This window comes from Methyloversatilis discipulorum, assembly GCF_018780585.1.
GTDB classification, from domain to species: Bacteria; Pseudomonadota; Gammaproteobacteria; order Burkholderiales; family Rhodocyclaceae; genus Methyloversatilis; species Methyloversatilis discipulorum_B.
In genome coordinates this window covers 23,261-45,975 of record NZ_JADMJL010000009.1, presented here as the reverse complement: position 1 = coordinate 45,975, position 22,715 = coordinate 23,261, and the positions used below count along the sequence as shown (strand labels likewise).

The 22,715-nt window shown below is 66.7% G+C and carries 19 protein-coding genes; 14 read left to right on the top strand and 5 right to left on the bottom strand.

What is annotated here, in order from left to right; all coding sequences use genetic code 11:
- Positions 1-36 precede the first annotated feature (36 nt).
- Positions 37-954, bottom strand: coding sequence for a DMT family transporter (locus IV112_RS03270; RefSeq protein WP_304001024.1), 918 nt, complete (start codon positions 952-954; stop codon positions 37-39).
- Positions 955-1,029: 75 nt separating this feature from the next.
- On the opposite strand from IV112_RS03270, the gene dapC reads away from it, so the two are divergent.
- From dapC to IV112_RS03235, 7 genes are read left to right on the top strand one after another with little or no spacing between them, the layout of a single operon-like run.
- On the top strand, positions 1,030-2,244 hold the full coding sequence (gene dapC / locus IV112_RS03265) for a succinyldiaminopimelate transaminase (protein ID WP_304001023.1): 1,215 nt from the start codon (positions 1,030-1,032) through the stop codon (positions 2,242-2,244).
- 49 nt (positions 2,245-2,293) lie between these two features.
- Positions 2,294-3,112, top strand: a complete 819-nt coding sequence (gene dapD, locus IV112_RS03260) for a 2,3,4,5-tetrahydropyridine-2,6-dicarboxylate N-succinyltransferase (protein ID WP_019918184.1) — start codon at positions 2,294-2,296, stop codon at positions 3,110-3,112.
- A gap of 43 nt (positions 3,113-3,155) precedes the next feature.
- Positions 3,156-4,337 carry a PilT/PilU family type 4a pilus ATPase gene (locus IV112_RS03255; protein WP_304001022.1) on the top strand — a complete coding sequence of 394 codons (1,182 nt, stop codon included), beginning with the start codon at positions 3,156-3,158 and terminating at the stop codon, positions 4,335-4,337.
- Positions 4,338-4,370: 33 nt separating this feature from the next.
- On the top strand, positions 4,371-5,516 hold the full coding sequence (gene dapE, locus IV112_RS03250) for a succinyl-diaminopimelate desuccinylase (protein ID WP_304001021.1): 1,146 nt from the start codon (positions 4,371-4,373) through the stop codon (positions 5,514-5,516).
- Complete coding sequence (prmB, locus tag IV112_RS03245) at positions 5,513-6,442, top strand: 50S ribosomal protein L3 N(5)-glutamine methyltransferase (protein WP_304001020.1); 930 nt, start codon at positions 5,513-5,515, stop codon at positions 6,440-6,442. The genes dapE and prmB overlap by 4 nt, the downstream gene beginning before the upstream one ends.
- On the top strand, positions 6,439-9,363 hold the full coding sequence (locus tag IV112_RS03240; RefSeq protein ID WP_304001019.1) for a PAS domain-containing sensor histidine kinase: 2,925 nt from the start codon (positions 6,439-6,441) through the stop codon (positions 9,361-9,363). Before prmB ends, IV112_RS03240 begins: the two co-directional genes overlap by 4 nt.
- Positions 9,364-9,390: 27 nt before the next feature.
- A complete protein-coding gene (locus IV112_RS03235) occupies positions 9,391-9,840 on the top strand; it encodes a response regulator (RefSeq protein WP_304001018.1) in 450 nt (149 codons plus the stop codon).
- Positions 9,841-10,096: 256 nt separating this feature from the next.
- On the opposite strand, the gene IV112_RS03230 is transcribed toward IV112_RS03235, so the two are convergent.
- The gene (locus IV112_RS03230) at positions 10,097-11,743 is read right to left on the bottom strand and encodes an ABC transporter permease (RefSeq protein WP_304001017.1); all 1,647 of its coding nucleotides are present in this window, start codon (positions 11,741-11,743) and stop codon (positions 10,097-10,099) included.
- Between the two features lie 132 nt (positions 11,744-11,875).
- Here IV112_RS03230 and IV112_RS21470 point away from each other — a divergent pair, with 132 nt between their 5' ends.
- The 6 genes from IV112_RS21470 to IV112_RS03195 all read left to right on the top strand — a co-directional run bounded on the left by IV112_RS21470 (position 11,876) and on the right by IV112_RS03195 (position 18,057).
- Positions 11,876-12,973 (top strand): ABC transporter ATP-binding protein, encoded by a 1,098-nt coding sequence (locus tag IV112_RS21470; RefSeq protein ID WP_368500316.1) that lies wholly within the window; start codon positions 11,876-11,878, stop codon positions 12,971-12,973.
- On the top strand, positions 12,970-13,674 hold the full coding sequence (aat, locus tag IV112_RS03215; protein ID WP_304001016.1) for a leucyl/phenylalanyl-tRNA--protein transferase: 705 nt from the start codon (positions 12,970-12,972) through the stop codon (positions 13,672-13,674). Before IV112_RS21470 ends, aat begins: the two co-directional genes overlap by 4 nt.
- 25 nt (positions 13,675-13,699) lie before the next feature.
- Positions 13,700-14,452 carry an arginyltransferase gene (locus tag IV112_RS03210; RefSeq protein ID WP_304001015.1) on the top strand — a complete coding sequence of 251 codons (753 nt, stop codon included), beginning with the start codon at positions 13,700-13,702 and terminating at the stop codon, positions 14,450-14,452.
- Positions 14,453-14,757: 305 nt separating this feature from the next.
- Positions 14,758-15,774 carry a quinone-dependent dihydroorotate dehydrogenase gene (locus IV112_RS03205; protein ID WP_304001014.1) on the top strand — a complete coding sequence of 339 codons (1,017 nt, stop codon included), beginning with the start codon at positions 14,758-14,760 and terminating at the stop codon, positions 15,772-15,774.
- The gene (locus tag IV112_RS03200; protein ID WP_304001013.1) at positions 15,771-17,150 is read left to right on the top strand and encodes an MATE family efflux transporter; all 1,380 of its coding nucleotides are present in this window, start codon (positions 15,771-15,773) and stop codon (positions 17,148-17,150) included. The genes IV112_RS03205 and IV112_RS03200 overlap by 4 nt, the downstream gene beginning before the upstream one ends.
- Before the next feature lie 130 nt (positions 17,151-17,280).
- Complete coding sequence (locus IV112_RS03195; RefSeq protein WP_304001012.1) at positions 17,281-18,057, top strand: energy transducer TonB; 777 nt, start codon at positions 17,281-17,283, stop codon at positions 18,055-18,057.
- 42 nt (positions 18,058-18,099) lie between these two features.
- Here the strand turns inward: IV112_RS03195 and IV112_RS03190 are convergent, their stop codons facing one another.
- The 3 genes from IV112_RS03190 to IV112_RS03180 form a co-directional block, all read right to left on the bottom strand.
- Positions 18,100-19,107: an NAD-dependent epimerase gene (locus IV112_RS03190; protein WP_304001011.1), complete on the bottom strand. Its 1,008-nt coding sequence runs from the start codon at positions 19,105-19,107 to the stop codon at positions 18,100-18,102.
- A 10-nt stretch (positions 19,108-19,117) separates the two neighbouring features.
- Positions 19,118-20,440 (bottom strand): UDP-glucose dehydrogenase family protein, encoded by a 1,323-nt coding sequence (locus IV112_RS03185; protein WP_020164791.1) that lies wholly within the window; start codon positions 20,438-20,440, stop codon positions 19,118-19,120.
- Between the two features lie 73 nt (positions 20,441-20,513).
- Complete coding sequence (locus IV112_RS03180) at positions 20,514-21,644, bottom strand: M14 family metallopeptidase (RefSeq protein ID WP_304001010.1); 1,131 nt, start codon at positions 21,642-21,644, stop codon at positions 20,514-20,516.
- A 316-nt stretch (positions 21,645-21,960) separates the two neighbouring features.
- On the opposite strand from IV112_RS03180, the gene IV112_RS03175 reads away from it, so the two are divergent.
- The gene (locus tag IV112_RS03175; protein WP_304001009.1) at positions 21,961-22,407 is read left to right on the top strand and encodes an REP-associated tyrosine transposase; all 447 of its coding nucleotides are present in this window, start codon (positions 21,961-21,963) and stop codon (positions 22,405-22,407) included.
- Positions 22,408-22,715 lie beyond the last annotated feature (308 nt).

The following is a 22,715-nucleotide window of genomic DNA, read 5'->3' as shown; positions in this document are numbered from 1 at the left end:
CCTCGTGGAGTGCGTCTGCCGGATACTGATCCGCCGCTACGCGCGAGGAGCGGTTTCGCTCTCCGGCGCCGGCGCCTCCAAGTGCCCCGAAAACAGACTGGCCGCGATGATCATCGCGCCGCCTATCCACTCCTTCAGCCCCATCACCTCACCCGCCAGCCACAAGGACGAAATCGCGGCGACCACCAGTTCGAACAGGAAGAGCGCGATCGCGGCGTTGGCGCTGAGGAAGGTGATGCCGTACTGCACCACCAGATTGACCAGCAGCAGCACGCCGCCGATCAGCGCCAGCAGTAGCCAGGTGTCGACGCCGATGGCGGCGAACTGCTGCAGCGGGGCTTCGCCACGCAGCCAGGCAGCGACGGGTGCTACGGCGATGACGCCGAGGAAGACGGCCATCACCTTCTGTTCGATCTCGATGTGGGCGGTGCGGCGGATGAGCACGTTGGCGAGCGCGAAGCAGACGCCGGCGCCCAGGCCCATCCACTCGGCCGAGCCCTGCGGCCAGGGCAGACCCAGTTCCGGCCGCCACAGCATGACGAAGGCACCGGCCAGCGACAGCGCGATCACACCGGTGCCGGCCCGGCTCAGCCGTTCGCCCAGCAGCAGGCGCGACAGCAGCACAGTCCATAGCGGCGACAGGTAGAACAGCAGCAGCACGCGCATCACCACGCCGTCCAGGGTGCCGAGCACATAACCGAGATTGGTGCCGGCGGCCGCCAGCGCCAGCGCGACCAGCCAGAAGCTGGGCCGGGTGCGGCGCAGTACCGGCCACAGCGGGATCAGGCCGAACATGAAGGCAAGGCCGTAGGTGATGAAGGTGGCGGTCACACCGCCCATGCCGGCGGCGTCGATGACGCGGTAGGGGTACCAGATTAGGCCCCAGATGACGGCGCCGGCGAGCAGCGCGACCGAGGGCAGCAGCCGTGAAGACGGCCGGCGGGAAGTGAGCATCGGGACGTATACTTATGCGTTTCCGGGCGCCACCATCGACGCCAACGGCTTCAAGAACCGAAATTGCTGACTTTCATGCTGAACGACACCCTGCCCGTCACGCCCCATCTGTCTCTGCTTCAACCCTATCCCTTTGAAAGACTGAAGGAATTGACCGCCGGCGTGACCGGCCCAGCCGATCTGCCGCTGGTGCGCCTGTCGATCGGCGAGCCGCAGCATGCCACGCCTCAGCTGATCAAGGACGCACTGACCGGCGCATTGGACGGCCTCGCGGTCTATCCGACGACGGCTGGCATCGATGCGCTGCGCGAGTGTATCGCGGCCTGGCTGCAGCGCCGCTACGGTCTGCCTGCCGTGAATGCGGCGACCCAGGTGCTGCCGGTGAATGGTTCGCGCGAGGCGCTGTTCTCGTTCGCGCAGTGCGTGATCGACGCCAGCCGGCCGGACGCCAAGGTGCTGGCGCCCAACCCTTTCTACCAGATCTACGAAGGCGCGGCCCTGCTGGCCGGCGCCCGGATCGCCTTCTACAACCAGCTGCCGGACGACCGTTTCGCCTGCAATTTCGACCGCATCCCGGAGGCCGACTGGCGGGGCGTGCAGCTGGTCTATGTGTGCTCGCCGGCCAATCCCTGCGGCAAAGTGATGACGCTGGACGAATGGCGCACGCTGTTCGAACTGGCCGACCGCCACAACTTCGTGATCGCCTCGGACGAGTGCTATTCGGAAATCTATTTCGACGAGGCAGCACCGCCGCTCGGCGGCCTTCAGGCCGCGCAGGCCCTGGGCCGCAGCGGTTTCGAACGGCTGGTGGTGTTTTCGAGCCTGTCCAAGCGTTCCAACGTGCCCGGTCTGCGCTCCGGCTTCGTCGCTGGCGACGCCCGCCTGCTCAAGCGCTTCCTGCTCTACCGCACCTACCACGGCAGTGCGATGGGGCTGGCGGTTCAGCGTGCCAGCATCGCGGCCTGGCAGGACGAGGCGCACGTGCGCGACAACCGGGACCAGTACCGGGCGAAGTTCGACGCGGTGCAACCGCTGATTGCGTCTGTCATGGACGCGCCGCTGCCGGACGCCAGCTTCTACCTGTGGGCGCGCACGCCGATCGATGACGCCGAATTCGCCCGCCGCCTGCTCGCCGAATATAATGTTGCAGTCTTGCCGGGCAGCTACCTTGCCCGCAACGCCCACGGCATCAATCCGGGGGCTGGCTTTGTCCGCATCGCGCTGGTGGCACCCGCCGGCGAGTGCATCGAGGCCGCCGAACGCATCGTGCAGTTCTGCCGCGCGCTCTGAGCCGCGGCGCCACTACCCTCCACACCATAAAACTTACGGGACACCCTCCATGCAGGCCGCACAGCAGATCATCGAAACCGCCTTCGAAAACCGCACCCAGTACTCGCCGACCAATGCACCGGCCGAGGTGCGCGAAGCCATCGACTTCGTCCTTTCGCAGCTGGACAGCGGCGCACTGCGCGTCGCCGAGCGCATCGACGGCGAGTGGGTCACCCACCAGTGGATCAAGAAGGCGGTGCTGCTGTCCTTCCGCATGCAGGACAACGTCGTCATGGACGGCGCCGAAACGCGCTACTACGACAAGGTGCCGATGAAGTTCGCCGGCTACGACGAAGCGGCCTTCCGCGCCGGCGGTTTCCGCGTCGTGCCGCCGGCCACCGTGCGCCGCGGCGCCTTCATCGCGAAGAACGCGGTGCTGATGCCCTCCTACGTGAACATCGGCGCCTACGTCGGTGAAGGCACCATGGTCGACACCTGGGCCACCGTCGGTTCCTGCGCACAGATCGGCAAGAACGTGCACCTGTCGGGCGGCGTCGGCATCGGCGGCGTGCTCGAGCCGGTGCAGGCCAACCCGACCATCATCGGTGACAACTGCTTCATCGGCGCCCGCTCGGAAGTGGTCGAAGGCGTCATCGTCGAGGACAACTGCGTCATCTCGATGGGTGTGTACATCGGCCAGAGCACCAAGATCTACGACCGCGCCACCGGCGAGGTGATGTACGGCCGCGTGCCCGAAGGTTCGGTCGTCGTGTCCGGCAACCTGCCGTCGGCCGACGGCAAGTACAGCCTGTACTGCGCGGTCATCGTGAAGCGGGTCGACGCGCAGACGCGCGCCAAGACCAGCATCAACGAACTGCTGCGCGCCTGAGCCCTTACTGATCCACTGAAGTCGCTGCCGTCGGAGGCCCGCCGTGATTCTCGACAAGCTGTTCCAGGTCATGGCGGACAAGAACGCCTCCGACATCTTCATTTCGGCCGGCGCGCCGATCGCGATCAAGATCCAGGGCACCACGGTGCCGATCAACCAGCGTGTGATGGATCCGGAAACGATCCAGCGCATGGCCTACGAAATGCTCAGCGACGAGCAGCAGCAGAGGTTCGAGAAGACGCGCGAACTGAACCTGTCCTTCGGCCGGCGCGACCTCGGCAACTTCCGGGTCAACATGTTCTGGCAGCGTGGCAGCATCGCCATGGTGGTGCGCTACATCCTCGGCGACATTCCGCCGCTCGACACGCTGGGCCTGCCGCCGGTGCTGACCGAGCTGATCATGGAAAAGCGCGGGCTCATCCTGGTCGTCGGCGCCACCGGTTCCGGCAAGTCGACGACGATGGCGGCGATGATCGACCATCGCAACGCCAACAAGTCGGGCCACATCCTGACGGTCGAAGACCCGATCGAGTACCTGTTCAAGCACAAGAAATCGATCGTGAACCAGCGCGAGATCGGCATGGACACCGAGGGCTGGGCGCCGGCGCTGAAGAACGCAATGCGCCAGGCGCCGGACTGCATCCTGATCGGTGAGATCCGCGACGTCGAAACGATGCAGGCCGCGCTCGCCTACGCGCAGACCGGCCACCTCTGCCTGGCGACGCTGCACGCCAACAACGCCCACCACGCGCTGAACCGCATCGTCAATTTCTTCCCGCTGGACAGCCGTCCGCTGCTCTTCCTCGACCTGTCGGTCACACTGAAGGGCATCATTTCACAACGTCTGGTGCGCAAGCCGGATGGGCGCCGCATGCCGGCGGTCGAAGTGCTGCTGAACACGCGCCATATTTCCGAACTGGTCGAGCGCGGCGAAATCAACAGCGTGAAGGAAGCGATGGAGCGCAGCATGGCGCCCGGCTCTCAGACCTTCGAACAGGATCTGTTCCGCCTCTATCGCGAGGGCGAAATCACGCTCGACGAAGCGCTGTCGAATTCCGACTCGCCGACCAATCTGTCCTGGCTCATCAACAATTCGCAGTTCGGCGTGACCGATACACCCAAGGTCGATACGCCCAGTCCGGAACTGCGCGACCTCGAATCGACCGAGCCGAGCGGCGCTTCGTTCGCCGAATTCTCGCTCAATCTCGACGAGGGCGGCCGCTGACCGCCCTGCCCGACCTACCCCGGATTTTCCCCGATGTCAGAAGCAACGCTTGAGCTCACCCGACAGCTCATATCCACCCGTTCGGTCACGCCGGTCGACGGCGGCTGTCTCGATACCATCGGCGCCCGTCTGGCGGCCGCCGGCTTCCGCCTCGAACGCATCGACGCAGGAGGCGTGTCCAATCTGTGGGCGCGTCGCGGCACCGCCGGCCCGCTGTTCTGCTTTGCCGGTCATACCGACGTGGTGCCGACCGGCCCGCTCGACCAGTGGAACAGCGACCCGTTCGAACCGGTCGTGCGCGACGGCATGCTGTACGGTCGAGGCGCGGCCGACATGAAGGCCTCGCTGGCGGCCTTCGTCACGTCCACCGAACGCTTCGTCGCCCGAGTGCCCGATCACGCCGGTTCGATCGCCTTCCTGCTCACCTCCGATGAAGAAGGCGACGCCATCGACGGCACCGTCCGCGTCGTCGAGCGGCTTGCCGCCCGCGGCGAGAAGCTTGATTACTGCGTGGTCGGCGAGCCCACTTCGGTGACGAAACTCGGCGACATGATCAAGAACGGCCGCCGCGGCTCGCTGTCCGGCAAGCTCACGGTCAAGGGCGTGCAGGGCCACATCGCCTACCCGCATCTGGCGAAGAACCCCATTCACATGTTCGGCCCGGCGCTGGCCGAGCTGGCCGCCATCCGCTGGGACGAGGGCAACGAATACTTCCCGCCGACCAGCTGGCAGATTTCCAACATCAAGGGCGGCACCGGCGCGACCAACGTCATTCCGGGCACGCTCGAAGTGCTGTTCAACTTCCGCTTCTCGACCGCCAGCACGCCCGAATCGCTGAAAGCGCGGCTGATTGACGTACTCGATCGGCACGGCGTCGACCACGACATCGTGTGGACGCTGGGCGGCAAGCCCTACCTGACGCCGCGCGGCACGCTGGTCGATGCGGCCGAAGCCGCCATCCGCGACGTGACCGGGCTGACGACCGAACTGTCGGCCACCGGCGGCACCTCCGATGGCCGCTTCATCGCCGACATCTGCGCCCAGGTGGTCGAGATCGGCCCGAGCAACGCCACCATCCACAAACTGAATGAATGCGTGGCGGTGGCCGACATCGAACCGCTGTCGCGCATCTACGAAAACCTGCTCGACCGGCTGCTCGGTCAAGGAAAGACAGCATGAAACTCAAGACCAGCGACAAGGCACCTGCGAAGAAAACGGTGCCGCCGGAAGAACTGATGTCGGTGCGCGACTGGGTGCGCTATCTGGTCAGCCGCATGGGCGCGGCCGAAGTCGCCTTCGGCCAGGGTTTCATCGACGCCTGGGATGAGGCCGTCTATCTGGTGCTGCACACGCTGCATCTGCCGCTCGATCGCCTGGAACCCTTCCTCGACGCGGCACTGACGGTCGAAGAATGCGAGCGCCTGATGCGCGTGACCGAGCGCCGCTGCGAAGAGCGCGAGCCGGCCGCCTACATCACCGGCGAAGCCTGGCTCGGCCCCTTCCGCTTCCGCGTCGATCCGCGCGTCATCATTCCGCGCTCGCACATTTTCGAACTGATGCAGGACGGTTTCGCGCCGTGGCTCGACGACATGGGCGAACCGGAGCGCATCCTCGACCTGTGCACCGGTTCCGGCTGTCTGGCGATCGCCGCCGCGCACTTCTTCCAGGAGGCACGGGTCGATGCCGTCGACCTGTCGGCCGACGCGCTCAAGGTCGCCCAGCTCAACATCCACGACCACGCGCTGCGTGATCGCATCGAAGTGCTGCATGGCGACCTGTTCGAACCGGTGAGTGAGCGACGCTACGACCTCATCATTTCCAATCCGCCCTACGTGACCGAAGCGGCCATGGCTGCGCTGCCCGACGAATTCTGCCGCGAACCGGAAATGGCACTCGGCGCCGGCGCCGACGGCATGGACATCGTGCGCCGCATCGTCGCCGAAGCGGGCCGCCACCTGAATCCGGGCGGTCTGCTGCTGGTCGAGGTCGGCCGCAACCAGGCCGAAACCGAAGCGGCGCTGCCCGAGCTGCCGCTGGTCTGGCTCGACACCGACTCGGCCACTGCTCCCGTATTCCTGCTGCGGGCAGAAGATCTGGAGCAATGAGCAGCAGCGAAACGCCTCCGGCCGACACCACACCGCATCGCCGTTCGCACCGCCTGTCCGCCACGAGCTGGCAGGCGATCGCGCTCGGCATCTTCGTGCTGATGATTTCGCTCGGCCTGGCCAGCCTGTCGGCACGCGGCGATCTGCGTGCTGTTCACGCGGAACTTGCGCACACATTGATGGCGCCGCTGCAGGCGCGGCAGACGCCCGAACTGCGCCGCATCCTGTCCGACGCGCACGACCGCGGTCTGCTGACCGAAGCCAGCCTGCGCGACGCGAAGGGGGAACTTCTGGTCGATCTGCCCCCCTCTGCCACCGACGACAGCGCGCTCACGCTGCGCGCCGAAGGCAGTCTGCGCGTCGACGACGTGCTGGTCGGTACGCTGACGATAGGCGCCGCGCGCGACACCGGGCTGCCGGTGCTGCTGACCACGCTGCTGCCGGCCTGTGCGCTGGCCGTCTTCTGCGTGCTGGTCGCCTGGGGCGCGCGTACCGCCGAGCGACGGCGCGTCGCCAACGCCATCGGTCCGGTCGAGGCGGCGGCGACGGCGCTGGTGCGCGGCGAACCGGTGGGGCGTGTCGCCCTCCCGGCCGGGCATCCGCTGAGCGCGCTGGCACAGGCGCTGGAAGCCGCCTGCGCGGCCCTCGAACAGCGCCGTCGCGACGCCGTCGCCGAGGCCGAGCGTCTGGCGCGGGTGGCCAGCGCGCACGACGAAGCGCAGTGGGAATGGAATCTGCAGACCGGTCAGATCTGGTACAGCGATCGCTTTCCCGACCTGCTCGGCTACGGCGGCGACGCCTCGTTCGCGCAGCAGTTCAACTGGGGCGCCGCCACCCACCCGGACGACGCTGGCACCGTCCGGCGCGCGCGCGAACGGCTGTTCGGGCGCGAAATGACGCACAGCGACGACCAGATCCGGCTGCGCGTGCGCGACGGCACCTACCGCTGGTTCCGGCTGCGCGCGAGCGCCCATCACGACGCCGTGGGCAAGCCGCTCTACGTGTCCGGCACGATAGAGGACGTGACACGCGATCGCATGACGCTGGACGCGCTGCGCGAAAGCGAGGCACGGCTGTTCCACGCGGTGCGGGGTTCCTTCGACGGGGCCTGGGACTGGGACATCGGCGCCGGCCGCTACTTCCTGTCGCCACGACTGAGCGAGATCCTCGGCCTGCCTCAGTCCATGCAACCGCAGACGCACGAACAGCTGCTCGAACGCGTGCATCCGGACGACCTGTCGCGGCTGCAGCACGCAATCGACGAGCACTTCCTGCGGCGTGAATCGTTCGATATCGAATACCGCATGCGGCACGAGGACGGTCACTACCTGTGGGTGCGCGACCGCGGTCTGGCGACGCGCAACACGGTCGGCAAGGTGCTGCGTTTCTCCGGCTCGATCACCGACATCACCGAGCGCAAGCTGGCCGAACAGGCGGTGCGCACGCTGGTGACCGAGAAGCAGGCCCTGCTCGACGACGTGCCGGTGGCCATCGTCTATGTGCGCGACGACCGTATCGCCGACTGCAACCGGCGCTGTCAGGAAATCTTCGGCCACGACCGCCGGGCGCTGATCGGGCAGACGATGGAACCCTTCTTCCGCGACGAGATGGAACTGTCGCGCCTGCTCGAAGGCGCTGCGCGCGTGAAGCCGCAGCCCTACGCACAGGAAACCACGCTGCAGCGGCGCGACGGCAGTCCGCTTCATGCCTACGTTTCGGTGCGCCAGCTGGCCAGCGACGCCGATGAAGCGGGCGAAACCATCTGGATCTTCTCCGACGACACCGCCCGTCGCCGTGCGCTTGACACCGCGCGCCGCGAGGAGAATTTTTCGGCCGCGCTGGTGCGCAGCATGCCGGGCGCCTTCTTCCTGCTCGACGCACGCGGCGCGCTGCGTCGCTGGAACGAGAACCTGCAGGCGGTCACCGGCCACCGCGCTCTCGATCTGATCGGCAAGCCGGCGCTCGACCTCTTCCCGCCGGAGTTCCACCCGCTGCTGCGGCGTCAGGCCCGGCGCGCCCTGACACACCGCGACGCCACCTTCGAGGCGGAGCTGCTGTCGGCCGGTGGCGAACACCTGGCGCACGCGTTCAGCCTCTACCGCATCGACCTCGACGGTCTGCCGCACCTGCTCGGTACCGGCCTCGACATCCGCGCGCAGAAGGACGCCGAACGCAGCGTGCTGGCGCTGAACCAGCAGCTGGAAACGCGCGTGCGCGAGCGCACGGCCGAACTGGTCACCGCGATGCGCGAACTTGAGAGCTTCAGTTACTCGGTATCGCACGATCTCGCGGCACCGTTGCGCGGCATCGACGGTTTTTCGCGGATGATCGAGGAGGATTACGCCGACCGGCTCGACGAACGCGGCCGCGACTACCTGCAGCGCATCCGCGCCGGCACGCAGCGCATGCACCGGCTGATCGACGACCTGCTCGGCCTCGCCCGCATCACGCGCAACGAAATGAACCGGCAGGTCGTGGATCTCAGCGCGATGGCCTCGGAACTGGTTGCCGACCTCGCCCGGACCGAGCCCGAGCGCAGGGCAGAATTCCTCATCCAGCCGTCGATGCGCGTGTATGCTGACGCCAACCTCTTGCGCATCGCGATCGACAATCTGTTGCGCAATGCATGGAAGTTCACCAGCCGCCATGACGCCGCGCGCATCGAAATCGGCTGCTTGCAGCGTGGACGAGAGCTCGTGTATTTTGTGAAGGACGACGGCGCGGGCTTTGACATGCGATACGCAACAAAGCTCTTCGGCCCCTTCCAGCGACTCCACTCGGTCGGTGAGTTTTCAGGCAGCGGCATCGGTCTGGCCATCGTCCACCGCATCGTGCAACGGCACGGCGGGCGGATCTGGGCCGAAGCCGAGGTGGAACGCGGAGCAAGTTTCTTCTTCACGCTGGAACCCCCATCGCAGTGATGCGGGTGACCTGGACAGGCTGGTTTTATGGCAAGCGAACGCCCGATACTGCTGGTTGAAGACAATCCCGACGACGAGGCGCTGACGCTTCGAGCCTTTCACAAGAACCGCATCGCCAACGAAGTCGTCGTGGCCCGCGACGGCGTAGAAGCGCTCGACTATCTCTTCGGCACCGGCCACCACGCCGGTCGCGACCTGTCGGTCGCACCGGCAGTCATCCTGCTCGACCTGAAACTGCCGCGTGTAGACGGCCTGGAAGTGCTGCGCCGGGTGCGTGCCGATGCGCGCACCAATCTGCTGCCGGTCGTCATCCTGACCACCTCGCGCGAACAGCAGGACATCTACGAGGCCTACCAGCTCGGCGCCAACAGCTACATCCGCAAGCCGGTGGATTTCGAGAAGTTCATCTACGCCGTCGGCCAGCTCGGTCTGTACTGGCTGGTGCTGAACGAGCCGGTCGATCCCCCCTCGAACTGAGCGCGCCAGGATTCTGTGGGAGGGGTCTTCTGACCCCGACGGCGGCCGTGAGTGATCGAAGCTTGCGACATGCACAGGCCGTGTCGCGGCCAAGGCCGCTCCCACAGGAACGATGCGCTAGCTCCACGACTTGTACCTGAGCCGAGGTTCTGTGGGAGGGGTCTTCTGACCCCGACAGCAACCTGTATCGAAGCCTGCGTACATCAACGGCCGCGTCGCGGTCAGAAGACCACTCCCACAGGGGTGGTATGCCTGCTCAATCCCGCCGCGATCGTGCGATCTGTCTCGACAGCGCGATCAGCGGCAGCAGGCCGACGGCGACGATGGCCAGCGCTGCGGTCGATGCTTCCTGCAGTCTTTCATCGCTGGCCAGCGTGTAGGCCTGGGTGGCGAGGGTGTCGAAGTTGAACGGCCGCATCACCAACGTCGCCGGCAGTTCCTTCATCACATCGACGAATACCAGCAGCGATGCGGTCAGCAGGCTGCCGCGCAGCATCGGCCAGTGCACGCGGCGCAGGGTCGCGCCGACACCGAGGCCGAGGCTGCGCGCCGCTTCGTCCATGCTCGGCGTGATGCGCGCCAGACCCGATTCCACCGACTGCAGCGACACCGTCAGGAAGCGCGCCAGATACGCATACACCAGCGCGGCGATGCCGCCGGTCAGCAACAGGCCCGGGTTGCTGCCGGTCCACTGCTGCCACAGCCCGGACAGCAGGTGGTCGAGGCGGGTGACCGGAATCAGGATACCGACCGCGATCACCGCACCCGGCACTGCGTAGCCCAGACCGACGGCCGAGCGCGCCAGCGCCACCAGACGAGAGCGGCTGGTGCGGACCGCGTAGGCGAGCAACAGCGCGAGCGCCACCGCACAGACACTGGCGACGGCGGCCAGCGTGAAGCTGTTGATCGCCAGCCCGACGAAACGCTCGCCGAACTGCGCATCGCCCTCCGAAAACGCCCATTTCAGCAGCACCGCTGCCGGCACGATGAAGCCGGCGGCCAGCGGCAGCACACAGGCGACGGTGACGCCCCAGCCGGCGGCGCGCGACAGCGCATGGCGGCGCGCACTGCCACCGGCGCGACCGCTGTCATGGAAACGCGCACCGCCGCGGCTCAGCCGTTCGGCCAGCAGCAGCAGGGTGACGAAACCGAGCAGCAACGCGGCCAGCTGTGCCGCGGCAACGCGGTCGCCGAGCGAGAACCAGGCGCGGTAGATGCCGGTGGTGAAGGTCTGCACGCCGAAATAGCTCACCGCACCGTAATCGGCCAGCGTTTCCATCAGCGCCAGCGACACGCCGGCCGCGATGGCCGGGCGGGCCAGCGGCAACGTCACGCGGAAGAAGGCTTCCCAGGCGCCCTGCCCCAGCATGCGGGCCGCCTCGTTCAGCCCGGCTGCGCGCTCGATCAGCGATTGCCGCGTCAGCAGGTATACATAGGGATAGAGCACGGCGATGAACATGCAGGCGGCACCGCCGACGGTGCGCACATCCGGAAACCAGTAGTCGCCGCGCTCCCAGCCGAAGGTGTCGCGCAAGGCCGTCTGCACCGGGCCGACGAACTGCAGCAGGTCGGTGTAGGTATAGGCCATCACGTAGGCCGGCGTCGCCAGCGGCAACACCATGGCCCATTCCAGCACGCGGCGGCCGGGGAACTCCCACATTACTGTGGCCCAAGCGGTCGACACGCCGATCACTGCGGTGCCCAGCCCGACCCAAAGGCACAGCCACAGCGTGCTGGCGACGTAGTCCGGCAGCACGGTCGACGCCAGGTGCGCCCAGGTGTCTGCGGTGCCGCCACTGAACAGGTTGAACAGCACCGACAGCACCGGCGCAGCCACCAGCAGCGCCAGCAGCAGAGCGATCAGCGACAGGGGATGAAGACGGCGGGCAGACAAGTGGGGCATGCCGGCTGTCCCGGCTTGAGTTATCGGTGGCCGTTACGCTCACGCAGCGGCAAGCGCATTATAATTGAGAGCGATTATCGATCTTGATCCTGATCACTCTTTTGTACGGTCCCCTTCGTCACACTTCGGTCCATGTCACAGTTGCTGCTTGAATCCGTGCGCATCGCGTACGGCACCACCGAAGTGGTCCGCGACCTGTCGCTGCGTCTCGAACGCGGCCAGATCGGCTGCCTGCTCGGCCCTTCGGGCTGCGGCAAGACGACGGTGCTGCGTGCCATCGCCGGCTTCGAGCGGCTGCGCGAGGGACACATCGACATCAACGGTGTCACGGTGTCGTCCAGCCGCCAGCACCTGGCGCCGGAACAGCGGCGCGTCGGCATGGTGTTCCAGGACTTCGCACTGTTCCCGCATCTGAGCGTCGCCGACAACGTCGCCTTCGGCCTGCGCAGCGGTTCGCGTGACGAAAAGCGGGTGCGCGCCAACGAAATGCTGGCGGTGGTCGGGCTGACCGATCACGCCGACAAGTACCCGCACCAGCTGTCGGGCGGCCAGCAGCAGCGCGTGGCACTGGCCCGCGCGTTGGCACCGGACCCGGAACTGCTGCTGCTCGACGAGCCCTTCTCCAGCCTCGACGTCGAACTGCGCACCCGGCTCGCCACGGAACTGCGCGACATCCTGAAGGCGCGCGGCATCACCGCCATCCTGGTTACGCACGACCAGCAGGAAGCCTTCGCCATCGCCGACGAGATCGGCGTCATGCAGGGCGGTCGGCTGCTGCAGTGGGACAGTGCGTACAACCTCTATCACAAGCCGGAGAGTCGCTTCGTCGCCGATTTCGTCGGTCAGGGCGTATTCCTGCCGGGCACGCTGCGCGGCGACCACGAGGTCGAAATGGAACTGGGCGTGCTGCGCAGCGAATTCCCCTTCCGCTGCGACGACGGTTGTCCGCACTGCGCCGCCGACAACCGGGTCGACGTGCTGCTGCGTCCGGACGACGTGGTGCACGACGACGCCGCACCGCTGCGCGCCGAAGTGCTGTGCAAGTCTTTCCGCGGCGCCGAATTCCTGTACACCCTGCGCCTGGGTTCGGGCCGCCGTGTGCTGTCGCTGGTGCCGTCGCACCACAACCACGCGATCGGCGAATTCATCGGCATCCGTCTCGATGCCGACCACGTGGTGGCCTTCCGCCACCCCGAGACCGCAGCCGAACCGCTGTCCAGCGCGGCGTGATTCCCTGGCTGGAACCCGGCGACCCGTTTCCGCCGGTCGATACGGCGCTGCGCGACCCGGACGGGCTGCTGGCGGCCGGTCTCGAACTGACGCCGCAGCGCATCCTCGACGCCTACCGGCAAGGCATCTTCCCGTGGTTCTCCGAGGGTCAGCCGGTGCTGTGGTGGAGCCCGGACCCGCGCATGGTGCTGGTGCCGGCCGAAATCCGCATCACGCCGTCGATGCGCAAGGTACTGCGCAACCGGCCGTACGAAATCCGCTGCGACACCGCCTTCGAGGCTGTCATGCGCGCCTGTGCCGAACCGCGCGATGGCCAGGCCGGCACCTGGATCAGCGACCACATGATCGCCGCCTACGGCGCGCTGCACACACAGGGCTGGGCGCACAGCGTCGAAACCTGGGTCGATGGCGAACTTGCGGGCGGTCTCTACGGTCTGGCGCTGGGGCGGATGTTCTACGGCGAATCGATGTTCTCGCGCACCCGCGACACCTCGAAGATTGCGCTGGTGCATCTCGCACGCTATCTTGAATCGCAGGGCTATGCGCTGATCGACTGCCAGATGAACACCGCGCACCTGGCGTCCATGGGCGGACGTGAAATTGCACGCAGCGAATTCTGCCGCGTGCTGTCACAGTCGGTGCAGTCGGCCCATCCGCGGCGCTGGCGGCCCGACGAAATACCGGCTTACTTCAGACTCTGAAACGGACACCGATTCCGCTGACGCCATGGCGCTGCTCAAGGACCTGCCCTTCACCACGCTGCAGTTCTATGCAACGGCACCCTATGCCTGCTCCTACCTGCAGGGCCGCACCGCGCGCTCGCAGGTTGCCACGCCGTCCAACCTGATCGACGCCCGGCTCTACAGTGATCTGGTGCGCGCCGGTTTTCGCCGCAGCGGCGTGTTCACCTACCGCCCCTATTGCGACGCCTGCCGCGCCTGCACGCCGGTCCGTCTGCCGGTCAACCGTTTCACCGCCTCGCGCACGCAGCGCCGCTCGGAAAGAAGACACGAGAATCTGGTCGCCCGCGAGGCGCCGCTATCCTTCCGCGAGGAGCATTACGCGCTGTACCAGCGCTACCAGTCGAGCCGGCACAGCGGCGGGGGCATGGACCAGGACTCGCGCGAACAGTATTCGCACTTCCTGCTGCAGAGCCACGTCGATACCCGACTGATCGAATTCCGCGAAGGCAGCGAGCCGGACGCGCCGCTGCGCATCGTCAGCATCATCGACATCCTCGACGACGGCCTGTCGTCGGTCTACACCTATTACGACCCTGATGTCGAAGGCGCCAGCTACGGCACCTACAACATCCTGTGGCAGGTCAGCCTGGCCCGCCTGCTCGGTCTGCCCTACGTCTATCTTGGCTACTGGATACGCGACAGCGCCAAGATGGCCTACAAGGCCCGCTTCCGCCCACTCGAGGGCCGGATCGACAGCGTCTGGCGCGAACTGGGCGACGGCGAACTGGGGCTGTAGCGCCGCTCGTGTGGGCGACCTGCGGTCGCGATGCGGCTTCGGCAGACCGCCGGCTTCGATTGAGGCCACAATCGCGAGCAAGCTCTCTCCCACAAGACCCCGGCTCCGTCCGACGTCAGGGGGTACTTTCGTGGGAGCGACCTCTGGTCGCGATGCGGCTTCAGCAGACCCCCGTCGATGTCAGAAGCCCTTTCCACGCAACCCAGGCTCTTGCCACCGCCCCGCGGGTTGCCTGCCCTCGCTGCCCGGCCGATAATCCGCGCCTTTGCGTCGCACCCCTGCGACCCGCGAACCGGATTCCACCCATGCTCTACCCGCTGCTGCGCCCGCTGCTGTTTTCGCTCGACGCCGAACGAGCCCATGACCTGACGCTGGGCACGCTGGCGAAACATCCGGGGCTGGTGCCACTGCAACGCATCGCGCCCGATCCGGTGCGCTGTATGGGTCTGGACTTTCCGAACCGGGTCGGCCTCGCCGCAGGTCTCGACAAGAACGGTGCGGCGATCGACGGTCTAGCGCGGCTCGGCTTCGGCTTCATCGAGATCGGCACCATCACGCCGCGTCCGCAGCCGGGCAATCCGAAGCCGCGCATGTTCCGGCTGCCGGCGGCGCAGGGCATCATCAACCGCATGGGTTTCAACAACCTGGGCCTGGATGCGCTGATCGAAAACGTGAAGCGCTCACGCTGGGTCCGCGAGGGCGGCATTCTCGGCATCAATATCGGCAAGAACGCCGACACGCCGATCGAACGCGCGACCGACGATTACCTGATCGGCCTGCGCGGCGCCCACCCCTACGCGCGCTACATCACCGTCAACATTTCCAGCCCGAACACGAAGAACCTGCGCCAGCTGCAGGGCGCGGACGAATTGAACCAGCTGCTGGGCGCGCTCGACGCCGAACGGCAGAAGCTCGACGCCGCCGCCGGCCGTACCGTGCCGATCGCCCTGAAGATCGCACCCGACCTCGACGCCGAGCAGATCGATGCCATCGCTGACGCGACGGTGCGCCACCACATCGACGCGCTGATCGCGACCAACACCACGCTGTCGCGCACCGGTGTCGAAAACCTGCCGCACGGCGGCGAAGCGGGTGGTCTGTCGGGTGCGCCGGTGCGCGAGAAATCGACGGCCGTGCTGCGCGCCCTGGCGCAGAAGCTCGACGGCAAGGTCGCGCTGATCGGCGTCGGCGGCATCACCGAAGGCCATCACGCGAAGGATAAGGTCGACGCCGGCGCGCAACTGGTGCAGCTGTACAGCGGCCTGATCTACCGCGGCCCGGCGCTGGTCGCCGACGCGGCGCGCGCACTGGCGGAATCGTGACCGCCGACGCCCGCCGCGGCACCGCTGCGGGCATCTTCGCGCTGGCCGCACCGATGCTGGTGTCGCAGCTGGCGAGCATAGGCACCAATGTCGCCGACACGCTGATCGCCGGCCATCACGCGACCGCCGATCTGGCTGCCGTCGCGGTCGGTGGCGGACTGTTCATTTCGGTGGTGATCGCGCTGATCGGCATCCTGTATGCCGCCGCGCCCATTATCGCGCACCACGTCGGCGCCGGCCGGCGCGAGGACATCGCACCCGCCTTCCAGCAGGCGGTGTGGATGGCGCTCTTCCTGTCACTGCCCGGCGCCTTGCTGCTCGCCCTGCCCGACCCGCTGCTCGCACTGTCGCAGCTCGATCCGGTGGTCGAGGCGAAGACGCGCGACTACCTGCTCGCCCTCGCCTTCGCGGTACCCGGCGCGCTGCTGTTCCGCGCCTTTCAGGCGCTGATGAACGGCATCGGCCAGCCGCGGCCGGTGATGGTGATCATGCTGGCCTGCCTGGCGGTGCATGTGCCGCTGGCGTGGGCACTCACCACAGGCGCTTTCGGCCCGCCGCTCGGTGCGCTCGGCTGCGGGCTGTCCACGCTGGTGGTGAACTGGCTGTCGGTGGTCTGCGCACTGCTGTGGCTCAAGTACTCGCCGCAACTGCGCGCGCTGCGCCCCTTTCACGACTGGCAGGCGCCCAGAGCCTGGGCACAGCGCGAAATGCTGCGGCTGGGCGGACCGATGGGCGTATCGAATTTCGTCGAGATCACCAGTTTCACGCTGATCGCGCTGTTCGTCGCCCGGCTCGGCCCCGACGTGGTCGCAGGACACCGCGTGATCGCCAACATCAACGGCGTCTGCTTCATGCTGCCGCTGGCGCTGGGCAGCGGCACGCTGGTGCTGGTCGGTCAGGCAGCCGGCGCACACGACTGGCTGCGTGCCCGCCACACCGCGCTGACCGGACTGGCGATGGCCAGCGTGCTCGCGGTATTCGTCGGCCTGCTGCTGTGGCTGTCGCGCGAGTCGGTGCTGGCCTTCTACAGCAAGGACCCGGCGGTGCTGGGCGTCGCCCGCAGCCTGCTGCCCTATGTCGCGCTGTTCGTGCTGATCGACGCCGCGCACACGCTGGCTTCGTTCGCGCTGCGCGGCTACAAGGTGACGGTGGCGCCGATGATCGTGCACACCGTCTGCTTCTGGGGCGTCGGCCTAGGCAGCGGTTACCTGCTCGCCTTTCACGGCCTGCCCGGGGCCGGCATCGCGCTGATCGCGCAGCCCATGGGGGCGGCCGGTTTCTGGCTGGCAACGCTGCTGTCGACCGTGCTGGCCGGCTTGATGATCGGCGTCATCCTGTTGCGGGTGATACGTCGACATCCACGCGCCATCGCATGATTGCTGCGCAGCAACAGCGAGCGGGATGTTTTCCCGACGGTGCACCGCACGCGGCAATTGAAGTAAAGTCCGCGGCTGCCCCGCCCGGAACAGAACAAACCACTCGTCCGGGCTTGCCACCGCCTCGCCGATGAATCCGACTTCCGTCCTCCGTCCGCCTTACGTCGCCTACTTCAGCGACTTCACGCGATTCCGCTCCTGGCTCTGGGCTGCCGCCTTCGTCGCGTCCATCCTGGTGCACAGCTTCGTCGTCTGGCGGGCGTCCGTGTATGTGCCGCGCGTGGCGCCGACCGAGATCCGCGTCGATGTGCGGATGATCAAGGAAGAGCCTCCGCCGCCTCCCCCACCGCCTCCTCCGCCGCCGAAGCCGGTCGAGCCGCCGCCCCCGCCGCCACCGCCGAAGCCGGTACCCAAACCGCCCAAGCCGGTGCCGCAGCAGGCGCCGCTGCCGGTGCTGGCCGCACCGCCGGCGCCATCGCCGGCGCCCGAGGAACGCGTGGTGCCGGTACAACCGCCGCCGGCGCCGCTGCCGCCGATCGATGCGCCGCCACCGCCACCCGCACCGGCGCCGGTCCCCGCGCCCGCGCCGGCACCTGCCGCGCCGAGCGTCGATTTCCAGTCGCTGAAGGCGGGTTACGGCCAGGCGCTGTCGGCAGAGATCAAGAAAGGGCAGACCTATCCGCGACTGGCGGCGATGCGCGGGCTGGAAGGTACGCCCAAGGTGCTCATCGTCATCGAGAACGGCCAGCTCGTATCGGCCACCCTGGTCGACGAATCCGGCCAGTCGGTGCTGGACGAAGCGGCGCTGGCGCTGGTGAAGAAGACGAAGCTGCCACCGGTACCGGCAGCGCTCGCCGGCCAGCGGCTCGAATTCCTGCTGCCGATCGACTACAAGCTGAAGAAGTGACAAGGGCGCCAGCGGCGCCCTTTTCTGCGTGACGCGGGTCGTTCAGACCCGGTAGTAGTCGCGGTACCAGGCGACGAAGCGCGCCACCCCGTCGTCGATGGCGGTGCTCGGCGAGAAGCCGGTCCAGGTCGTCAGTTCCGACACGTCGGCATAGGTCGCCGGCACGTCGCCCGGCTGCATCGGCAGCAGGTTCTTCTGCGCGGTGATGCCCAGCGCCTTCTCGATCGCGTGGATGAAATCCATCAGCGGCACCGGCCCTTGGTTGCCGATGTTGAACACTCTGAACGGCGCTTTCGAATGCCCTGGATGCGGGTGGTCGCCATCGAAGGCCGGATCGGCCTCGGCAACGCGATCCAGCGTGCGGATGACGCCTTCGACGATGTCGTCGATATAGGTGAAGTCGCGCTGCATGTCGCCGTGATTGAACACGTCGATCGGCCGCCCTTCGATCATCGCCTTGGTGAACAGGAAGAGCGCCATGTCCGGCCGGCCCCACGGGCCATAGACCGTGAAGAAGCGCAGGCCGGTGGTCGGCAGGTCGTACAGATGGCTGTAGGTGTGCGCCATCAGTTCGTTGGCCTTCTTGGTCGCGGCGTACAGGCTGACCGGGTGGTCAACGCTGTCCGCTTCGCTGAACGGCATCTTCGTGTTGCCGCCATAGACGCTGGAGCTGCTGGCGTACACCAGATGCTTCACCGCCGAATGCCGGCAGCCTTCGAGCACGTTCATGAAGCCGACGATGTTGGCGTCGATGTAGGCGTTCGGGTTCTGCAGCGAATAGCGCACGCCGGCCTGGGCCGCGAGGTGCACGACGCGGTCGAAGCGCTCGGCCTCGAACAGCCTCGCCATGCCGTCGCGGTCCTCGACCGCCATCTTCACGAAGCGGAAGCCAGCGGCCGGCGTGAGCCGGGCCAGCCGCGCTTCTTTCAGCCGCACGTCGTAGTAGTCGTTCAGGTTGTCCAGACCGACCACTTCGTCGCCGCGTTCGAGCAGGCGCAGCGCGACGTGCATGCCGATGAAACCGGCGGCGCCGGTGAGCAGGACTTTCATCGCGCGAGGTTCAACGCCGGCCGATGGCCGAGTACTCGATGCCGGCGGCGCGCGGCACCTCCGGTTCGTACAGATTGCGTCCGTCGAAGATCACCGGCTGCTTCAGCGCCGACTTGATCCGCTCGAAGTCCGGGCTGCGGAATTCCTTCCACTCCGTCACGATCAGCAGCGCGTCCGCGCCTTCAAGCGCGTCCATCGGCTTGTCGGCCAGCGTCAGCCGCGGCTCGTCGCCGTAGATGCGCTTCGTTTCCGTCATCGCCACCGGGTCGTAGGCCGTCACCGTCGCGCCGCGACGGAACAGTTCGTTGATGATGACCCGGCTCGGCGCCTCGCGCATGTCGTCGGTGTTGGGCTTGAACGCCAGGCCCCACAGCGCGAAGCGGCGGCCCGACAGATCTTCTCCGAACTTCGCGACGATCTTGTCCACCAGCACCATCTTCTGCACGTCGTTGGCGTCTTCCACCGCCTGCAGCACTTTCAGGTCCTGACCGTTCTCGCGTGCGGTGCGGATCAGCGCCTTCACGTCCTTCGGGAAGCAGCTGCCGCCGTAGCCGCAGCCGGCGTACAGGAAGTGGTAGCCGATGCGCGGGTCCGAGCCGATGCCCTGGCGCACCATTTCGATGTCGGCCCCCATCCGGTCGGCCAGCAGCGCCAGTTCGTTCATGAAGCTGATGCGCGTGGCCAGCATCGCGTTGGCCGCGTACTTCGTCAGCTCCGCGCTGCGCACGTCCATCACCACCAGCTTGTCGCGGTTGCGCTGGAACGGCGCGTACAGCGCGCGCATCAGGTGGATGGCGCGTTCGTCGTCGGCCCCGACCACGATGCGGTCCGGACGCATGAAGTCCTCCACCGCAGCACCTTCCTTCAGGAATTCCGGGTTCGACACCACGGCGAATTCCATCTCCTGACCGCGCTTGGCCAGTTCGTCGGCAATCGCCGCCTTCACCTTGTCGGCCGTGCCCACCGGCACCGTGCTCTTGTCGACCACCACCTTGTAGTCGGTCATCAGCCGGCCGATGTTGCGCGCGGCCGACAGCACGTATTGCAGGTCGGCCGAGCCGTCCTCGTCCGGCGGCGTGCCCACGGCGATGAACTGGATGGTGCCGAAGCGCACCGCCTCGGCCACGTCCGTCGTGAAGTGCAGCCGCCCTGCCTCGACGTTGCGCGCAACCACCGCGTCCAGGCCCGGCTCGTGGATCGGAATGCCGCCTTCCTTCAGGATGCGGATCTTCTCCGGATCAAGGTCCAGACACAGCACGTCGTTGCCCATCTCGGCCATGCAGGCCCCGGAGACCAGGCCTACGTACCCGGTGCCGATTACGGTTATTTTCATTCAGGAGTTTCCGGCGAAAAGTGAAATCTGAGGTGAACGCTGCGGTGAGAAAAGCAAGGAGGACGCAGACGGGTCAGTCGCGGTCGAGCACGGCCAGCAGCGCCTGCAGCGTCGCGGCGCCGAGGCGCCGGCTGCGGGCGGCACTCCAGCCGAACAGTCCGTCGGGCAGATGGGCGTTGTCCTTGAAAGGCATTTCCAGCGTCAGTGAAAGGCAGCCGAAGTGGTTGAACACCCATTTCGACGCCAGCGTCAGCAACTCGTCGGTAAAGCGGTCCGGCGCATAGCCCTCGCCCACCTGAAAATCGGGGCTGGCGGCCAGCAGCGCATCGCAGAAACGCTTCTCCTGCGCACCCTGCGCCTCGGTGAAGCCCGGCACCATGCCGTTACCGTCGATGAACACGAACGGTAGTGTCTCGTCGCCGTGGATGTCGAGGAAAACATCCACACCCGTCGCCAACATGCGATCACGCACCAGCGCCACTTCGCGGCTGAAATCCATGTCCGGCTCGCGCCAGGCGCGGTTCAGATTGCAGCCGCGCGCATTGGTGCGCAGATTGCCGCGCACCGAACCGTCCGGATTCATGTTCGGCACGATATGGAAGCAGGCGCGTTCGAGCAGCCGGCGCGACACCGGGTCGGACGTGTCGTAAAGCCTTTCCAGCAGCCCCTCGACATAGAACTCCGCCATCGTCTCGCCCGGGTGCTGGCGGGCGGTGATCCACACCTTGCGCTTGCCCGGAGCCGGGCGGCCGACGGTGATCAGGTTGAGGTCGCGTCCGTCGTGTGTTGCCCCGAGGTCGTCGACCGAAGCCACCGGCGCCGCGTCCGCCGCGCCGAGCAGATCGAGGTGACGATCCCAGCCATAGGGCTCGAAATAGGCGAAATAGACGCTGTCGTAGTCCGGCGTGATGCGGAAGCTGTAACGCTGTCCATCGTACTGGCCGGCGGACAGCCGGAACCAGTTGCGCCGGTCGTAGGACGCCACCACGCGGTAGCCGTCCCAGCCACTCGGATACGCCGACTGCCCGGCGTTCTCGAAGCTCAGCACGCAAGCCTGACCGCGCGCCCCCTGCAGGCGGAAGTGAAACCATTGCCGGAAATCCGCCGCATTGTCGGCCGGCAGAGCTAGACGGATGTTCGACGCGTCCGAACAGTCCAGCACCTCGATGGCACCACTGTCGAACTGGCTGCTGATACGGATCAAATCAGGGCTCCTAGCGTGAAGTCGGCCGAAGTATACCGCTCACCTGTCGACCGCTCGCAGTGAGGAAGCCGACCGCATCGCGCTCTTCTTGCCGTGCCAGCATGGATCGAGGTCAACGGTCCGCAGAAGCCGCGTCGCGGCCAAGGCCGCTCCCACAGGAGAGGGGCGCCAGACCGCGGCCTGGGCCCGGGCAGGGCTTCTGTGGGAGGGGTCTTCTGACCCCGACACGGCCGGTGATCATCCTTCATAGCCCCATTCCCGGCAGAAGGCTGCTTTCACAACCACACAATCAGCGGACCCGATATATGATGAAAGCATGGATCAGAACCATGGATATCATCGGCTGCGCGACGGACGGGTGTCCTTATCCGGTCAGATCTATCACGTGACCGTAAATACCCAGTACCGCCAGCCTGTATTCATCGACCTCGGCCATGCGAGAACAGTCATCCGGGTCATGTATCGCGCCGCCGAGCGCACTCTTTCCAGAAGCTTGTGTTTCGCGCTGATGCCTGATCATCTGCATTGGCTTATCCAGCTTGGAGAGGGCGGCACATTGCCCACCCTGATGCGCACGATGAAGAGCATCAGCGCACATCAAGTAGGGCGCCCGATCTGGCAGGCTGGCTATCATGACCGGGCGATCCGAGAAGACGACGACGTGAGAGCGGTCGCACGTTACATCGTCGCCAACCCGCTGCGCGCCGGGCTCGTCACTCGAATAGGCGACTATCCGCACTGGGACGCGGTCTGGCTTGACTGAGGCCCGGCAGACAGGCGGAAGCACGAAGGCGCCCCCTGTGCGAGCGCCCTTGGCCGCGGCGCGGCGATGACAGGCCGCAGGCTTCGATACGGGCCGCTGTCGGGGTCATAAGACCCCTCCCACAGAAACCCCGCCCATGCTCCGACGGCAGATCGGACTCGTTTCCTGTGGGAGCGCCCTTGGCCGCTACGCGGCGATGACAGGCCGCAAGCTCCGGTACAGGCCACTGTCGGGGTCAGAACACCCCTTCCACAGAAACCCAGCCCATGCTCCGACGGCAAATCGGGCGCATTTCCTGTGGGAGCGGC

What these genes read in the sequence shown, in the direction of transcription:
- IV112_RS03210 (WP_304001015.1), top strand. Translation starts at nt 13,700, where the DNA reads ATGGCGCTGCTCAAGGACCTGCCCTTCACCACGCTGCAGTTCTATGCA.
- IV112_RS03270 (WP_304001024.1), bottom strand. Translation starts at nt 954, where the DNA reads ATGCTCACTTCCCGCCGGCCGTCTTCACGGCTGCTGCCCTCGGTCGCG.
- IV112_RS21470 (WP_368500316.1), top strand. Translation starts at nt 11,876, where the DNA reads ATGTCACAGTTGCTGCTTGAATCCGTGCGCATCGCGTACGGCACCACC.
- prmB (WP_304001020.1), top strand. Translation starts at nt 5,513, where the DNA reads ATGAAACTCAAGACCAGCGACAAGGCACCTGCGAAGAAAACGGTGCCG.
- IV112_RS03175 (WP_304001009.1), top strand. Translation starts at nt 21,961, where the DNA reads ATGGATCAGAACCATGGATATCATCGGCTGCGCGACGGACGGGTGTCC.
- IV112_RS03240 (WP_304001019.1), top strand. Translation starts at nt 6,439, where the DNA reads ATGAGCAGCAGCGAAACGCCTCCGGCCGACACCACACCGCATCGCCGT.
- IV112_RS03190 (WP_304001011.1), bottom strand. Translation starts at nt 19,107, where the DNA reads ATGAAAGTCCTGCTCACCGGCGCCGCCGGTTTCATCGGCATGCACGTC.
- IV112_RS03205 (WP_304001014.1), top strand. Translation starts at nt 14,758, where the DNA reads ATGCTCTACCCGCTGCTGCGCCCGCTGCTGTTTTCGCTCGACGCCGAA.
- IV112_RS03230 (WP_304001017.1), bottom strand. Translation starts at nt 11,743, where the DNA reads ATGCCCCACTTGTCTGCCCGCCGTCTTCATCCCCTGTCGCTGATCGCT.
- IV112_RS03235 (WP_304001018.1), top strand. Translation starts at nt 9,391, where the DNA reads ATGGCAAGCGAACGCCCGATACTGCTGGTTGAAGACAATCCCGACGAC.
- dapD (WP_019918184.1), top strand. Translation starts at nt 2,294, where the DNA reads ATGCAGGCCGCACAGCAGATCATCGAAACCGCCTTCGAAAACCGCACC.
- dapE (WP_304001021.1), top strand. Translation starts at nt 4,371, where the DNA reads ATGTCAGAAGCAACGCTTGAGCTCACCCGACAGCTCATATCCACCCGT.
- IV112_RS03185 (WP_020164791.1), bottom strand. Translation starts at nt 20,440, where the DNA reads ATGAAAATAACCGTAATCGGCACCGGGTACGTAGGCCTGGTCTCCGGG.
- IV112_RS03195 (WP_304001012.1), top strand. Translation starts at nt 17,281, where the DNA reads ATGAATCCGACTTCCGTCCTCCGTCCGCCTTACGTCGCCTACTTCAGC.
- dapC (WP_304001023.1), top strand. Translation starts at nt 1,030, where the DNA reads ATGCTGAACGACACCCTGCCCGTCACGCCCCATCTGTCTCTGCTTCAA.